Origin of the sequence: Enterococcus pernyi, from assembly GCF_045371165.1 — a bacterium.
GTDB lineage: Bacteria > Bacillota > Bacilli > Lactobacillales > Enterococcaceae > Enterococcus_B > Enterococcus_B pernyi.
The window spans coordinates 136,958-152,386 of the sequence record NZ_JBIQDM010000002.1 but is presented as its reverse complement, the minus strand read 5'-3'; the positions used below and the strand labels follow the sequence as shown (position 1 = coordinate 152,386).

Here is a 15,429-nt window from a genome sequence, read left to right as displayed (position 1 = left end):
GGAAAAACAAAGGAGGAAAATCCATTGGAATTAAAGAAACTAGAAGTACCTACATCTTCAATTACAGAAGTGAAAAGATCGCCGATGGATGTGTTTGACCAAGCTAGAAAAGCTGAAACAGGCGTATATATTTTTAATCGTGAAAAAGTTGCTGGTGTGATGTTGACCCAAGAGCAATATGAGACGTTGTTGCAAGAATTAGCCACGCTTCGCCAACTCGTTGCGACAGAAACAGAAGAGGCAAAAACAAATGGAACTGGGACAAACGAACCATTCACAAAAAATCGCACGGCCATCGTATCCACTTCTGAATCGTTAGATGAATTGGTTAGCGCCTTAAAACAATATTTAGTTACAGGTGTATCTATCTCTGCTAAAAATCTTGATGAACGAATGGTGGCATTGGGATTCATTACGAAGAAAACTGGTTTTGGCGGGGTTGTTGATATGCTCAATGAATTAACAGAAACGGGTAAAATCAATTACCAATTAAGGAAAAAACCAAATGGTAAAATCGTGATCGCAGAGATCATCGGTGAACAAGATAGTCAATCTCAACTATTCGATAAGCTGATCATCAAAAAAATCTATTTACATGAAATATAAAAAACTACGAAGTGTTGCCTTGATTGCTTCGCTAAACATCGAACCTAGGCCAAAAAGAATATAAAAATAAAAGTAAAGCCCTCTAACGACCACTAGCCGTCTCTGGGGGTTTTACTTTTATTTTGCTATCTAAAAAAGTGAAAGCTTATTTTACTTGCTTACGCGAATAGGCAAATATACTACCCCAAATGATCCCTAATAACTGTGGAAATAAGTAAATACCAGCGAGCAGTAAGATGATCTGTTCAGGGGGAAAAGGATGATATAAAAAATGCCATTCAGTACATTTAGCAAAACATAAATAAGAGGTGATCGTAGAACAAAGATTGCCAAGAACCAATGTTCCTAAACGATTGGCTCGTCTCAACGTAAAACCAAGGAAAAAAGCCCAAAATATCAATAGTATAAATAGGATGACTGAATGATAATAATAATCAAAAAGTAGAGCAAGATAAAAATAAGGCACACACATCAATAAGTAGATTGTTTTTTTATGTAGAATAATTGCAAAGGTCCATTCCTCCAAATCAGTTCTCCTTGGTTTTAATTGTAAAATCAAACAATGAATAATCAATTCTTTTTAGAAATATTCTGAATAAAATGAATAAACTCTCATTGCTTTATTCTTAAAAAACTAGTCTTTCCCCTCAGTTTTTTTAGAGAAATAGAATATATTATGATAGATGGAGTGTCTTTTGGGAGGTTTTGTATGAAAAAGAGAATAAAACTAGAACAATTGTATTTGTTTCTTTGGTTTTTCCCAATTTTTCTTTTGCCTTTTACATGGGTGAATGCAGTGGTACAAGGTGCTGAGATTCTTGGCATCATCAATGGAAGTGGCTTTATTATTTCCAAAAATTTTCCGACATTGACCCTTTTTTATTTTTTGATCAGTGTGAATTTGATCGTTTCAAAAACATTTATAAAAAAGTATAATTGGCATTTGATCCAGTTTTCTTCTATGCTGGTCTTTACATCTTATTTCTCGATATTACCGAGAATCATCATCGGTCCGAATGGATTAAGTGAAAGTGGACTAAAAGATACAAGCTATTCTGCGATGTATTTTTTGACCATCAAACCTTGTTTTTATGTAGCGATTGCTTCCTTTGCGTTAGCAGTCGGCCTATTCTATTATACAGAGATCCGTGAACAATCTTTACTTATAGAAAAGATATAGTTTTTTGTAGGACGTCCATTTTCGGACGTTTTTTTGTTTTACGATATATTTACACAACTTAACAATAACTTTACATATTCAATATCTAGGATTTACAGTACCCTGATACAATCAATTTGTAACTAAGAAAGGGGCATATAAATGAAAAAAGTTTTATTTTCTTTAGGAGTATTAGGTTTTATCTTAGCTGGATGTGGTTCTGGTTCAGGAAGTACGGATGGATCAGCCAGCAACTCGGCTAGTTCAGATGATCAAGTAAAAATCGTAGCGGTCGGTTCAACCGCTTTGCAACCTTTAGTTGATGCTGCACAAGAAATGTTTACCCAAGATAACCCCAACTATCAGATTTCTGTTCAAGGTGGCGGAAGTGGAACAGGTCTTAGTCAAGTAGCGTCAGGTGCTGTAACAATCGGAAACTCTGATGTATTTGCAGAACAAAGAGATGGAATCGATGCAAGTAAATTGGTAGACCATCGTGTAGCAGTTGTTGGAATGGCACCAATCGTAAATAAAGATACAGGTGTTGAAGATATTACAAAAGAACAATTGATCGACATCTTCACTGGTAAGATCACTAACTGGAGTGAACTAGGCGGAGCAGATCAAGAAATCAACGTCATCAACCGTGCAAACGGAAGCGGCACTCGTGCAACCTTTGAATACTGGGCATTAGATGGCGCTGTACCAATACAATCTCAAGAACAAGATTCATCAGGAACAGTTCGTCAAATCGTTTCACAAACACCAGGTGCGATCAGCTATTTAGCTTTCTCTTATTTAGATGATTCTACTCAAGCGTTGAAAATCAACGGTGTAGAACCAACTCCTGAAAATGTCTCAGACAACAGCTGGGAAATTTGGTCTTATGAGCATATGTATACAAATGGCGAACCTGAACCAGAAGTGAAGAAGTTCTTAGACTTCATGATGACAGATGCCGTTCAAGAAGGACCAGTACAAGATTTAGGCTACCTACCGATCAGCATGATGAAAGTTGAACGTGACGCAGAAGGTAACTTATCATAAGATTGAATACATCTTTCAATCACATGTTTATTCAAAACGACTACCATTGATCATTAAGCTTAGTTCCTCGTTGAGGATCTAAGCTTTTTTTGTTTATTGCCCACTCTACGGTTTCGTTTTTTTTCATATGACAGTTTTGAAAGAAGAATATCAGTTATATCTGAGGATTTATTGGACAAAATGACGTATGGTTAAAGAGTAGAAAAAAAGTTGAGGGATTAGCTATGAATAAAAAAGAAAAACAACGAAAAAAACAGATGCAGCAAATGTTGGCACAATTAGAACGCATTGATCCTAACAAAAATGAAGGGCTGACAGACACACAGGTACAAGAAAGAATACGTGTTGGCGCTGTCAATCAAGCAACGAGTCCTACATTTAAAACGAACAAGCAAATCGTGATGGAGAATGTCTTTACTTATTTCAATCTGATTTTTTTAGTCTTAGCGATTCTATTATGTGTCGTCAATTCCTATAAAAATTTGACTTTTTTACCTGTCATATTGGCAAATACGGGCATCGCAATCTATCAAGAGATCCATTCCAAGAAAATTTTAGATCAGTTGAGCATGTTACACGCCGCAACGGTCAAAGTATTACGGAATGGTCAAGAACAGAAGATAACTATCGAAGAGTTAGTGCTAGATGATCTCGTCATTCTAAAAACAGGAGACCAGATCCCCGCAGATGGAAAGATCATAGACGGCAATCTACAAGTGAATGAAGCGCTATTGACTGGTGAAGCGGATGAGATAAATAAGGAAATCGGCGACGAACTAATGTCGGGAAGCTTCATCGTCGCGGGTAAAGCGAAGGTTCAGTTGACACGAGTCGGCAATGAATCTTATATTGCCAAATTAACGATGCAGGCAAAAGAAATGGGTACTGGAGAACAATCAGAGATGATTGCTTCGTTAGATAGGATCATCAAATGGGTAGGGATCATCATTATCCCCATTGGATTGACCTTATTTTCTCAAAGCTATTTTTACAATGGCAATACGTTGAGGGAAAGTATTGTTTCGATGGAAGCTGCGTTGATCGGTATGATTCCTGAAGGACTGTACCTACTCACGACGATTGCTCTAGCAATGAGTGCGACACGCTTAGCGAAACAACAAGTGTTGCTTCATGACATGAAAAGTATCGAGACGTTAGCACGAGTGGATGTATTATGTGTCGATAAAACAGGAACAATCACTGAAAATTCAATGGACGTTCAACGTGTGCTGATTCCTGAAAATCCTTTAGCAAAACAAACAGCAGATCAGTTGGATGAATTACTTGGTGACTACGCACAGGCAATCGAAGCTGACAATGAAACGATGCAAGCAATCAAAAATTACTTCACGAAGCATTCTGACAGAGAGGCAACAGCAAGTTTACCCTTTTCTTCTGTGAGAAAATATAGCAGCGTGACATTTACAGATAAAACGTATGTCCTTGGAGCACCAGAGATGGTCTTACGTGAAGCGTTCACGAGTTATGCTTCTGAATTTAGCGCGTATACGGATCAAGGCTATCGGGTATTAGTTTTCGGTGAATACCAAGGGATACTGTCACAAGAAGACTTGGAAGAAGCCGTTATCCCGTTAGGTTATTTATTGATTGCTAATCCGATCCGTCAAGAAGCGAAAGCGACGTTTAATTACTTTAAGAAGCAAGATGTTGCTATCAAAGTGATTTCTGGTGATAACCCAGCGACAGTTTCTCATGTTGCCACACAAGCGGGTATTTCAAACGCGGAGCAATATGTGGATGTCTCCTCGTTAAGGGAAGAAGAATTTCCAGAAGCCATGGAAAAATATACCGTCTTTGGCCGTGTCAAACCAGAACAAAAAAAGGAATTTGTTCGTTTACTAAAAGAGAAGCATACAGTGGCGATGACTGGGGATGGGGTAAATGATATCTTGGCGATGAAAGAAGCCGATTGTAGCATTGCGATGGCATCAGGGAATGAAGCGACGATGCAAGCTGCACAAGTGGTCTTGTTGGAATCAGATTTTTCTAAAATGCCAGAGATTGTTGGCGAAGGACGGCGTGTCGTAAACAATATCGAACGTTCTGCCAGTCTTTTCTTAGTAAAAAATATTTTTTCATTCTTATTGTCTGTTTTTTCTGTTCTTTTTGCATTCACTTATCCATTAGAACCTTCACAAATCACATTGATCAGTTTATTTACGATCGGGTTACCTTCCTTTTTATTAGCATTGGAAGAAAATGAAAACCGAATCAAAGGCCGATTCATTGAGAACGTCTTGGAAAAAGCCATTCCGGGTGGTCTGACCGATATGATGGTGGTAGGCGCTTTAGTCGTGGGTGGTTCAATTTTAAATCTGAACAAAACCGATACGTCGACAGCCTCTACCATGTTGCTGATCGTTGTTGGCTTTTTAGTCCTTTATAAAATCTGTCAACCATTGAATCAATTTCGAACACGGATCATACTATTTTGTGCAAGTGGAATCGTCTTTTCTGTTGTCTTCTTGCATAAACTATTTTCAATCTCAGCCATTTCGCCAGTGTCTATCTTAATGGTGGTCATGCTCTTTTTCGCAGCAGAATCCATCTTTCGTCAGTTGACCTTTTTCGTGGAAAAATATTTGCATTTAGATAAGATCGATACGACACGTACGAAAAAACGTTGGAGAAAAGTATTTCCATTTTTCAAGAAATGAGCGAAGAATTGTTGGGTACAAAGAGATAGCGTCAACCTCCTAAAACAGAAATGTTCTTGGAGGTTGACGCTTATTTCATTTATACCTATCAGGTTCACGATTAATTGATTTTAGGGATCTTCACAATAAAGGTAGAGCCGATACCAGGGTGACTCTCGATCTCCACCGTACCATGAAGTAAATTCACGTATTCTTTCACGATCGACAATCCTAATCCTGTACCACCTGAATGGCGACTACGCGCTTTATCTACACGATAAAAACGTTCAAAGATGCGTTCTTGATCTTCGCGATCGATACCAATACCAAAATCTTGTACAGAGAAAATCAGCTGATCGTGGCTTTCGTAGCGAATGATGATCTCACTTTCTTCTTTTGAATATTGGATCGCATTTTCAAATAAGTTTTTGATGATCGGGTAAAGCAAATCAGGATGTGTCGTAAAGGCAGTATTTTCTCCAATCAATTTGATCGTCAACTGTTTTTTCCGGATCATTGGTTGATAGCTTTGGATCACTTGTTGGAAATAAGGCTCCATATAGATCGTTTGGGTTTCATGTAAACTCTCTTCGTCTTTTGATAACTGAATAATTTCTCGGATCAGCTTATCTAAACGAATCGCATCTTTTTGCATGATCAATAGAAATTCAGTCAGTGTGTCGGGGTCTTCTTTTGCACCGTCCAGTAAAGTCTCAGTAAACCCGATCAAAGAAGTGACAGGTGTTTTTAATTCATGTGAGACATTGCCGACAAAATCTTTTTGCATTTTTTCTAAATGTCTGACTTTTGTCAGATCATAAGCAACACCTAAAATTTGGCCAGTATCCTCTGAACTATTGAAATAACGCAAGCTGATATCCAGTGTTTGCGTACCGTCAGCAATCGTGACTTCTTGATGAACGATCGGTTCAGTCGGAGAAACTTGATGGATCAATTGGATCAATTTTGGTTCGCGGATCACTTCTGTGTAATGTTGATTTTCTTGATAATCTTTCACACCTAGATGGACTTGCATTTTTGGATTAAGCAGACGCAGTGTCGCATTGGAGTCAATCAGAAAGACACCGATCATCAATTCATTCAACAAGCTGTATAATTGCTCTTCCGTCGTCGTATAGGCGCGATACATTTTGGTCATCTGTTCACTCAAGCCATTGATCGTCTGGTATAATTCTTCCCATTGATCAGAAGTCTGCATAATGATTTCCGTTTGTTCCGGGTTCTTGACCATCTTTTTCAAAACAGGAATCACTGTTTTGAGTGGTTGGTTCCGTTGGTAAATCAGATAGTAGATCATAAATGTCAATAAAAGAAAGAAAACTAAGAAGAAACCAAATACCCAACGGCGAAAACTTTCCGTGCGAGGAAGAAAGCCACTTGTAGGTTCAGCGATGCGAATGATCGCTACTAATTTCCCATTGACTTTGATAGGCAAGGCGACATAAAGTAATTCTTCGTTCAATGTCGTACTCTTACGAAGTGAAGTGCCAAGCGTACTGCCTTCTAAGATCGCTTTGATTTCCGGACGTGTTTTTCTTTGTTCATGCAGAGAAGATTCTTCCGTGTCATAAATGATCGTGCCAGTTTGATCGATCAACGTCACTCGTTCATTGGATTGATGGACAAATTCATCCAGAACTGCTTTATTACTAGCGGAAGCAGGATTCTCAACATCTAGTTGACGAGCCAATAACTGCGCTTTTTTAGTCAAATAACTTTCTTGCTGTTCAATGATCTGTTGTTGGAAATAATGGGAGATGATCTGCCATCCGCCAAAAAATAAGCCAAGCAACAAGACGAGGAAAAATAAGCGCTCGGAGAATTTTTTCCATTGTTTTTTCATCGTTTTGGTTCCTGGAATTTATAACCAAAGCCCCGAACAGTCAGTAAATATTTAGGATGTTTCGGATCACGCTCGATTTTTTCACGTAAATGACTGACGTGGACATCAACAATACGACTTTGTCCAGAAAAATCAAAATTCCAGATACGATCCAACAGTGTATCTCGATCGATCACTCGATCTTTGCGTTTCATGAAATAAACAAGCAACTCAAATTCTTTCGGCGTAAGTTCGATCGGTTGGTCCTCGATCGTCACTTGATAATTCGTCAAGTCGGCTTTGATTTGTCCAATGGATAAGTATTCTGGTTCTGCCTCATCAGATTGAGTTTTACGGGGTTCGATCCGACGAAAGATGGCTTTCATCCGTGCAAGGACTTCCCGAGGGCTGAAGGGTTTCGTCAAATAATCATCCGCACCGATCTCCAGTCCAATGATTCGATCGACTTGATCATCTTTAGCTGTTAGGATCAATATAGGTGTGTCATTTTTTTCTTGACGTAGTTTTTGTGTGATCGCGATTCCGTCGATCGAAGGAAGCATCACGTCTAAAATAATGAAATCATATGAATGTTCCAATGCAAGATCAAGACCTTCTTGACCATCTGCAGCACTGGTTACTTTATATCCTTCTTTTTCAAGATTGAATGTCAGTAATGTTACAATTGAGGGTTCGTCATCAACAACTAGTACTTTTTTCATAAATTCTCCTTTTGATAAATTTCATCTCCTTTATTTTAGCACAGAATCGGGGGCAAGGACTATTTAACCAGCTAAATAAATGGTATAATATAAAAGCAATTTGCTCAGCTAAAGGAGAAAATGTCCGATGATCGGTATCAGTGCTTGTTTAGGTGGCGTGTCATGTCGCTATGATGGCTGGGAACAAACAATCCCTGCCTTAAAAAAACTCGTGACAGAAGGTCAAGCAATCGTGATCTGTCCAGAAGTAGCAGGAGGTTTGCCCATTCCAAGAGAACCAGCAGAAATCGTTGGTGGTGATGGGTTTGATGTCTGGGATCATCAGGCTAAGGTCATGACGATCTCTGGAAAAGATGTCACAGAAGTCTATAAAAAAGGTGCGATCAATGCTTATCAAGTGCTAAAGGAAAAGCAGATCTCAACGTTGATCTTAAAAGCAAATAGTCCTTCCTGCGGCTCATCAACTATCTATGATGGTAGTTTCACTGGTAGTCTGAAAGAAGGCATTGGCGTAGCTACCGCCTATTTTCTCCAACAAAAAATCAGTGTCTGCTCAGAAGAAGAGTGGATGGATCAACGAGGTGAGTTGAATGGAAATTGAGAAAACCAATCGGATGAATGCTCTTTTTGAATTTTATTCGACACTGTTGACTGAGAAACAAATGAATTATATGGAATTATATTATGCAGATGATTTCTCACTTGGAGAAATCGCTGAAGAATATGAAGTCAGTCGCCAAGCAGTTTATGATAATATCAAACGAACGAGCAAGATCTTGGAGAATTACGAAAAAAAACTCCACCTTTTTTCTGACTATGTCGTTCGTGAACAGTTGTTGACAGAATTGACGAACTATATCAATGAACAGTATCCTGAAGATCAAACGCTACAAGGATACATCAAAAAAATTCAAGAAATCGAAGAATAACAAAAAGGAATGAATAAAATATGGCATTTGAAAGCTTAACTGAACGCCTACAACAGGCGATGTCAAAGTTACGAAAAAAAGGAAAAGTCTCTGAAGCTGACGTCAAGGAAATGATGCGCGAGATCCGTCTTGCGCTATTAGAAGCCGATGTCAACTTACAAGTAGTCAAAGATTTTACGAAACGTGTGCGCGAACGTGCAGTTGGAGCAGAAGTACTTGATAGTCTTTCTCCAGCACAACAAATCGTAAAGATCGTGGATGAAGAGTTAACGATCACTTTGGGTTCTGAAACAGTTGAATTGACTAAATCTCCTAAAATCCCGACTGTCATCATGATGGCTGGGTTGCAAGGGGCAGGTAAAACAACGTTTACTGGTAAATTAGCGAATTATTTAAAGAAAAATGAAAATGCTCGTCCCTTATTGATTGCAGGTGACGTGTACCGTCCTGCTGCCATCGACCAGTTAAAAGTTTTAGGACAGCAATTGGATGTTCCGGTTTTTGATATGGGAACAGATGTGAGTCCTGTAGAAATCGTTCGTCAAGGGATGGAACTCGCAAAAGAAAAGAAAAATGATTACGTATTGATCGATACAGCCGGTCGTTTACACATTGATGAAACATTGATGGATGAATTAAAACAAATCAAAGACTTAACACAACCTAACGAAATCTTACTCGTTGTCGATGCGATGACTGGTCAAGATGCCGTCAACGTTGCGGATAGCTTCAATCAACAATTAGGGATCACCGGGGTCGTCATCACAAAATTAGATGGAGACACACGTGGGGGAGCGGCGCTATCAATCCGTTCAGTGACAGGCGCACCGATCAAGTTCATCGGTTCTGGTGAAAAGCTGACTGACTTAGAAGTCTTCCATCCAGATCGCATGGCAAGTCGTATCCTTGGTATGGGGGATATGTTGACGCTGATCGAAAAAGCGCAACAAGACTATGATGAGAAAAAAGCAGAAGAGCTTGCGCAAAAAATGCGTGAAAACTCATTTGACTTCAATGATTTCATTGAACAATTGGATCAAGTCATGGGTATGGGCCCAATCGAAGACTTATTAAAAATGATCCCAGGAATGAATCAAATGCCAGGAATCGAAAATATCAAAGTTGATCCGAAAGATGTTGAGCGTAAAAAAGCAATGGTTTATTCAATGACACCTGCAGAACGTGAAAACCCAGACCTATTGAATCCAAGCCGTCGACGCAGAATTGCTACTGGTTCAGGGAACAGCGTAGTGGAAGTCAATCGTATGATCAAACAATTCAAAGAATCCCGTAAGATGATGCAACAAATGTCTAAAGGGGACATGAATATTCCTGGCATGGACCAAATGTTCGGTACAGGTGTCAAAGGTAAGCTAGGAAAAATGGCGATGAATCGCATGATGAAGAAAAACAAAAAGAAAAAGAAGAAAAAGAAATAAACAGTAATCAAGTGCAAAAAAGCTTCGAAGACGTATTTAATTTTGTCTTCGGAGTTTTTTCATACATTGTTTGAAAATCCTAAAAGGAGTGAGTTGATGAAACGCTGTCCATGGAGTGAATCAACTGAAATGATGCGTGAGTACCATGATACGATTTGGGGGGTACCTGAATATGAAGATCAACGACTGTACCGTAAATTAATGCTTGATATCAATCAAGCAGGTCTCAGCTGGCAAACGATCTTGAACAAGAGCCAAGCTTTTGATGAAGCTTATGACCAGTTTGAACTCGAAAAAATTGCCAAGTATGATGAAGAAAAAATCGAAGAATTGATGAACAACAAGGGGATCATTCGCAATCGTCGAAAAATCGAAGCGGCAATAACGAACGCACAAGCTGTTCTGGCAATGCAAGCCACTGGACTCAGTTTTTCGGATTATCTCTGGTCTTTTGTGGATGGCAAAGTAGTAACCGGAAACTACCAAGACCAAAGTGAAGTGCCAACTACTAGTGAACTCTCTGATCGTATCTCAAAGGACTTGAAAAAACGCGGCTTCAGATTTATTGGAAGTACGACTATTTATGCCTTTTTAGAAGCGGTAGGGATCATCAACGATCACCTGATCACTTGTTTTCGCCACCAAGAAGTCAAACGCTAAAGGAGAAGGATAATATGTCTAAGATCATTTTTTACGGAGCAATCAGTATGGATGGCTATCTAGCAACAACTAATGATGACTTACAATGGCTCTTCGATACGCCTACTGGGGAAAAAACAACCTATGATGCGTTTTATCAAACCATCGATACAACGATCATGGGCAGAAAAACATATCAAGAAGCCAAAAAATATTTAGATACAGCCAAGATCTATCCAGAAAAAACCAATTATGTCTTTTCAACAGACAAAGAATTGAAGCTGGAGGATGCTAGGGTCGTTCACGAAGATCCCGTAAGCTTTCTCAAGGGGTTGAAGGAATCAAGTGAACAAAGGATCTGGGTAGTTGGTGGGGGCAGTTTGCTCAAACCAATCATTGAACAGCAACTGATCGATGAATGGTACATTCAAATTGCGCCGGTTTTACTTGGGAATGGGATTCGTCTTTTTCAAGAAGGGGATTATGTACAGCGGTATCAATTGGTGGACACGAAACGCTTTGGCGAGTTCATCGAGCTACACTATCGTAAAGAAGAGCACAAAGAATAGTAGGTCACACAAAAAACCACGAAACAACATGCTGTTTCGTGGTTTTTTGTAAAATTAGCAAGACATCAAGCGTTCAATTTTCCCGCGAAATCTAGATACGCATCTAAAATCGTTTGGAAGAAATCAACGGTTCCTTGGATAATGTTGCCCTCTTCATCAAGTAAGTTAGTGATATTTCCGATATACGCTTCTGGTTGTTGTAATGTTGGGACATTTAAAAAGACTAATGATTGACGTAAGTGATGATTTGCGCCAAAACCACCGACTCCACCAGGAGAAGCAGTGACCACTAAACCAGGTTTTTTATCCCAAACACTTTGACCATAAGGACGAGAACCAACATCCAAGGCATTTTTCAATACAGCTGGCGCTGAGCGGTTGTACTCAGGAGTTACAAAGATCACGCCGTCTAGATCTTTGACTTCTTCACGGAAACGTGTCCATTCTGCAGGTGTTTGCTCAGGTGTTTCGATATCTTCGTTATAAAAAGGAAGGTCATCGATTTTTACAAATACGCTCTCGTATCCTTCCGGTAATAAGTCCGCAAAAGTTTCTGCAACTTTCTTATTGTATGAATCTTTTCTTAAACTTCCGATGAAAAAACCAATTTTTTTTGTCATAAAACAATTCCTCCTTCAATCTTTCTATATTTATCTTACAAAAAATAAGTAAACTGAGCAAATAAAAACACTTGGGTTATTTTAATGTGTGATCGAAAACATAGGAAATGCTTATGGATAGGGGATTTACAAGCTTCCTATGTTCAACCTTGATGATTCAAAAAAGTAAGAAAAAATCCGTAGAAAAGGAACAAACTACTTAGAGAAAGAATAAAAATAGAAAAAAATCAGACTGTAAAGAAAAAAAGCTTTACAGGGTAAAAAAAAACTGGTACACTACATCTTGTGAATAAAATAATGGAGGTGGAAATATATAATGGCAGTTAAAATCCGTTTAAAACGTATGGGTTCTAAAAAGAGTCCTTTTTACCGTATCGTCGTAGCTGATTCACGTTCTCCTCGTGATGGACGTTTCATCGAAACTGTAGGTACTTACAACCCTTTGAAAGACCCTGCAGAAGTAGTTTTAAAAGAAGATTTAGTACTTGACTGGTTATCAAAAGGTGCACAACCTTCAGATACAGTACGTAACATCCTTTCAAAAGAAGGCGTTATGAAAAAACATCATGAAGCTAAATTCTCAAAGAAATAAGGTGACCGGATATGAAAGATTTAAGCGACTTAGTCTTAACAATCGTTCGTCCGTTAGTTACTTATCCTGATCAAGTCCAGCTAGAAGTCGTTGAGTCGGAAGATTTTTACGAATACAATCTAACTGTGGCTCCCGAAGATATCGGTCGTATCATCGGTAAACAAGGACGCGTTGCGAAAGCAATCCGCACAATCGTTTACGGAGTACGAATCAATGCACCGAAAAAAGTGCGTTTGAATATCATCGACAATAAAGAATAAACTGTTTCGTTTTCGCGAAACAGTTTTTTTGTGTTCTTTAGAGATCATATTTGGCAAAAACAGGTACAAAGCGTATCCTTAATAGTAAGAGAGGAGTGTTTCGAATGAAAAAAATAGGTTTGATCAGCTTATTCGCAGTCGCTTTACTCGGTGCCTGTCAATCACCAAGTGAAACGAGTCAAGAAACGACAAATGAAACAGTTCGTACGACAGAAACAAGTACTTCAAAAGAAGAGATAGGGTCATCTTCCGTGAGTAGCAATGAGACAGCCTCATCAGCTGAAACAAGTACGAGTACGCAAGAAAATTCGACGCAAACTGCCTTTGAGCAATTGCAAAAAGAGTATCCAGACACACCGATACCCAAAGAGATCCCAGTTGGGTCATCTAACTTGAACATCGCAGCAACGATGACAAAACAAGGCTTTTCTGTCTTATACTATCAATCAGAACAAGCGCTACCACTAAACGACGCCTCATTGAACCAAGCAGAACCAATCGCTTCTTACCTTTATCAAGATGACTTTGCATCTTCCCAAGAAACACTGAACACGATTCAGCCATTTACGGTCGATACTGGAGGAAGACAAGTCGATCTCGGTTATAACATTGTCGGTTATCAACAAGGTGCTGCTGGTTCTTCGATTCTTGAATGGCAAGAAGGAAATTGGCGGTTACGAATACGTGCCAGCAATATTGACGGACAAGATCCTGTACCTTTGGCGAAACAGATCGTGACTTACTTGGAGTCTGCCCGCTTACCTGCACCGGAAAAAGTCGGAACGATCGAAATCAATATGACCGATGGCACGAATCAAAATACTCGAATCATTTGGCAAAAACCAACCACTGTCTATACCATCACGAATCAAGATTCGATGAATGCATTAAAAATGGCTGTTTCCATGGAACAACAATAAAAGAAGACTAGAATTGCCAAGAACCACATGCTAAAATAGACAGGAAACGATAGAACACTCTGAGTCCAAAAGCAAATCGGGACCAAGCAGAGTGACAAGAATCATGAAAGAAATGAGGACAAAAGTTGACTGAATATCTAAACGTTGGCAAGATTGTCAATACACAAGGAATCAAAGGTGAAGTCCGTGTCATCTCAACCACAGATTTCCCTGAAGAACGTTACAAAAAAGGTGAAGTTTTGACACTCTTCCAAGAAGGAAAAGCTCCTGTAGAATTGACTGTAAAGAGTCACCGTAAACACAAAAACTTTGATTTACTCAGCTTTGAGAATCATCCTTCCATCAATGACGTTGAAAAATACCGTGATGGTATCTTACGTGTATCAAAAGAAAACTTAGTTGAATTGACAGAAAATGAATATTACTACCATGAAATCATTGGCTTGAAGGTCATTGATGAAAACGAAAAAGAACTAGGAAAGATCAAAGAGATTTTATCTCCAGGCGCAAATGACGTTTGGGTCATCCAACGACCAAAGAAAAAAGATGCACTGATCCCGTATATCGATTCCGTCGTTCAAGAAGTCGATCTTGAAAATGGCTTGGTTCGTGTGACATTATTAGAAGGATTGATCGATGATGAAGATTGACGTGTTGACTCTGTTTCCACGAATGTTTGAAGGTCCGATGGGGGAATCGATCATTGGTAAAGCAGTAGCAAAAGAATTGTTAGAAATCAATGTTTCTAATTTTCGTGAGTATTCGGACAACAAACACCAAACAGTCGATGATTATCCATATGGTGGTGGGGCAGGGATGTTATTGAAAGTCCAACCCATCTATGACAATATCAAAGCCATCGAAGAAAAACATCCAGAAACAAAAAAACGTGTGATCTTGCTTGATCCAGCTGGTAAACCATTTAATCAAAAAATGGCAGAAGAATTTTCGGAAGAAGAGCATCTGATCTTTATTTGTGGCCACTATGAAGGCTATGATGAGCGCATCCGTTCACTCGTAACAGATGAAGTCTCATTGGGAGATTATGTATTGACCGGTGGTGAGCTAGGCGCCATGGTGATGATCGATGCGACCGTTCGGCTATTGCCAGATGTTTTAGGTAATCAAACATCTGCCCAAACAGACTCGCATTCTACTGGCTTGTTGGAACATCCTCAATATACAAGACCAGCAGAATTCAAAGACATGAAGGTACCAGAAGTATTGACCAATGGTAATCATAAATTGATTGAAGAATGGCAACTAAAAGAATCCTTACGCCGAACATATCTTCGACGTCCAGACATGTTAGCAAAATTAGACATGACACCGCAAATGGAAAAAATGCTAGCGGAGATCAAAAAAGAAGAAGCTTGAGTTGCAACAAATAAATGAAAATTTTCTTTACACTCACCATAGAATATGAT

18 protein-coding genes are annotated in these 15,429 nt (G+C 39.0%); 14 read left to right on the top strand and 4 right to left on the bottom strand.

What is annotated here, in order from left to right:
* The first annotated feature begins 24 nt into the window (after positions 1-24).
* Complete coding sequence (locus ACH0AK_RS03305) at positions 25-606, top strand: hypothetical protein (protein ID WP_010734993.1); 582 nt, start codon at positions 25-27, stop codon at positions 604-606.
* Positions 607-751: 145 nt separating this feature from the next.
* On the opposite strand, the gene ACH0AK_RS03300 is transcribed toward ACH0AK_RS03305, so the two are convergent.
* Positions 752-1,132, bottom strand: coding sequence for a hypothetical protein (locus ACH0AK_RS03300; protein ID WP_023519978.1), 381 nt, complete (start codon positions 1,130-1,132; stop codon positions 752-754).
* A gap of 183 nt (positions 1,133-1,315) precedes the next feature.
* Here ACH0AK_RS03300 and ACH0AK_RS03295 point away from each other — a divergent pair, with 183 nt between their 5' ends.
* The 3 genes from ACH0AK_RS03295 (at position 1,316) to ACH0AK_RS03285 (ending at position 5,490) form a co-directional block, all read left to right on the top strand.
* Positions 1,316-1,786, top strand: coding sequence for a hypothetical protein (locus tag ACH0AK_RS03295; RefSeq protein ID WP_010734995.1), 471 nt, complete (start codon positions 1,316-1,318; stop codon positions 1,784-1,786).
* Positions 1,787-1,927: 141 nt separating this feature from the next.
* Positions 1,928-2,812, top strand: coding sequence for a phosphate ABC transporter substrate-binding protein PstS family protein (locus ACH0AK_RS03290; RefSeq protein ID WP_010734996.1), 885 nt, complete (start codon positions 1,928-1,930; stop codon positions 2,810-2,812).
* 224 nt (positions 2,813-3,036) lie between these two features.
* Positions 3,037-5,490, top strand: a complete 2,454-nt coding sequence (locus ACH0AK_RS03285) for a cation-translocating P-type ATPase (RefSeq protein ID WP_023519977.1) — start codon at positions 3,037-3,039, stop codon at positions 5,488-5,490.
* Positions 5,491-5,590: 100 nt separating this feature from the next.
* Here ACH0AK_RS03285 and ACH0AK_RS03280 read toward each other — a convergent pair whose 3' ends face one another.
* Both ACH0AK_RS03280 and ACH0AK_RS03275 read right to left on the bottom strand, forming a co-directional pair.
* A complete protein-coding gene (locus ACH0AK_RS03280) occupies positions 5,591-7,333 on the bottom strand; it encodes a sensor histidine kinase (RefSeq protein WP_023519976.1) in 1,743 nt (580 codons plus the stop codon).
* Positions 7,330-8,034: a response regulator transcription factor gene (locus ACH0AK_RS03275; protein WP_010734999.1), complete on the bottom strand. Its 705-nt coding sequence runs from the start codon at positions 8,032-8,034 to the stop codon at positions 7,330-7,332. The genes ACH0AK_RS03280 and ACH0AK_RS03275 overlap by 4 nt, the downstream gene beginning before the upstream one ends.
* Before the next feature lie 127 nt (positions 8,035-8,161).
* On the opposite strand from ACH0AK_RS03275, the gene ACH0AK_RS03270 reads away from it, so the two are divergent.
* The 5 genes from ACH0AK_RS03270 (at position 8,162) to ACH0AK_RS03250 (ending at position 11,610) form a co-directional block, all read left to right on the top strand.
* On the top strand, positions 8,162-8,635 hold the full coding sequence (locus ACH0AK_RS03270) for a 2-thiouracil desulfurase family protein (RefSeq protein ID WP_499796730.1): 474 nt from the start codon (positions 8,162-8,164) through the stop codon (positions 8,633-8,635).
* The gene (locus ACH0AK_RS03265; RefSeq protein ID WP_010735001.1) at positions 8,625-8,963 is read left to right on the top strand and encodes a putative DNA-binding protein; all 339 of its coding nucleotides are present in this window, start codon (positions 8,625-8,627) and stop codon (positions 8,961-8,963) included. Before ACH0AK_RS03270 ends, ACH0AK_RS03265 begins: the two co-directional genes overlap by 11 nt.
* A gap of 20 nt (positions 8,964-8,983) precedes the next feature.
* Positions 8,984-10,402: a signal recognition particle protein gene (gene ffh / locus ACH0AK_RS03260; protein WP_226075559.1), complete on the top strand. Its 1,419-nt coding sequence runs from the start codon at positions 8,984-8,986 to the stop codon at positions 10,400-10,402.
* A gap of 96 nt (positions 10,403-10,498) precedes the next feature.
* The gene (locus ACH0AK_RS03255) at positions 10,499-11,062 is read left to right on the top strand and encodes a DNA-3-methyladenine glycosylase I (RefSeq protein WP_062804951.1); all 564 of its coding nucleotides are present in this window, start codon (positions 10,499-10,501) and stop codon (positions 11,060-11,062) included.
* Between the two features lie 14 nt (positions 11,063-11,076).
* Positions 11,077-11,610 (top strand): dihydrofolate reductase family protein, encoded by a 534-nt coding sequence (locus ACH0AK_RS03250; protein ID WP_010735004.1) that lies wholly within the window; start codon positions 11,077-11,079, stop codon positions 11,608-11,610.
* Between the two features lie 65 nt (positions 11,611-11,675).
* Here the strand turns inward: ACH0AK_RS03250 and ACH0AK_RS03245 are convergent, their stop codons facing one another.
* Positions 11,676-12,230, bottom strand: coding sequence for an NADPH-dependent FMN reductase (locus tag ACH0AK_RS03245; RefSeq protein WP_226075556.1), 555 nt, complete (start codon positions 12,228-12,230; stop codon positions 11,676-11,678).
* A gap of 316 nt (positions 12,231-12,546) precedes the next feature.
* Between ACH0AK_RS03245 and rpsP the strand changes: the two genes are divergently transcribed.
* From rpsP to trmD, 5 genes are all read left to right on the top strand, one after another.
* Positions 12,547-12,822 carry a 30S ribosomal protein S16 gene (gene rpsP, locus ACH0AK_RS03240; protein ID WP_010735006.1) on the top strand — a complete coding sequence of 92 codons (276 nt, stop codon included), beginning with the start codon at positions 12,547-12,549 and terminating at the stop codon, positions 12,820-12,822.
* An 11-nt stretch (positions 12,823-12,833) separates the two neighbouring features.
* Positions 12,834-13,082 carry a KH domain-containing protein gene (locus ACH0AK_RS03235; protein WP_010735007.1) on the top strand — a complete coding sequence of 83 codons (249 nt, stop codon included), beginning with the start codon at positions 12,834-12,836 and terminating at the stop codon, positions 13,080-13,082.
* A 104-nt stretch (positions 13,083-13,186) separates the two neighbouring features.
* Positions 13,187-14,002 (top strand): hypothetical protein, encoded by an 816-nt coding sequence (locus ACH0AK_RS03230; protein ID WP_226075553.1) that lies wholly within the window; start codon positions 13,187-13,189, stop codon positions 14,000-14,002.
* Between the two features lie 125 nt (positions 14,003-14,127).
* Positions 14,128-14,652, top strand: a complete 525-nt coding sequence (rimM, locus tag ACH0AK_RS03225; protein WP_010735009.1) for a ribosome maturation factor RimM — start codon at positions 14,128-14,130, stop codon at positions 14,650-14,652.
* Complete coding sequence (gene trmD, locus ACH0AK_RS03220; protein WP_167347588.1) at positions 14,642-15,379, top strand: tRNA (guanosine(37)-N1)-methyltransferase TrmD; 738 nt, start codon at positions 14,642-14,644, stop codon at positions 15,377-15,379. Before rimM ends, trmD begins: the two co-directional genes overlap by 11 nt.
* The last annotated feature ends 50 nt before the right edge of the window (positions 15,380-15,429 follow it).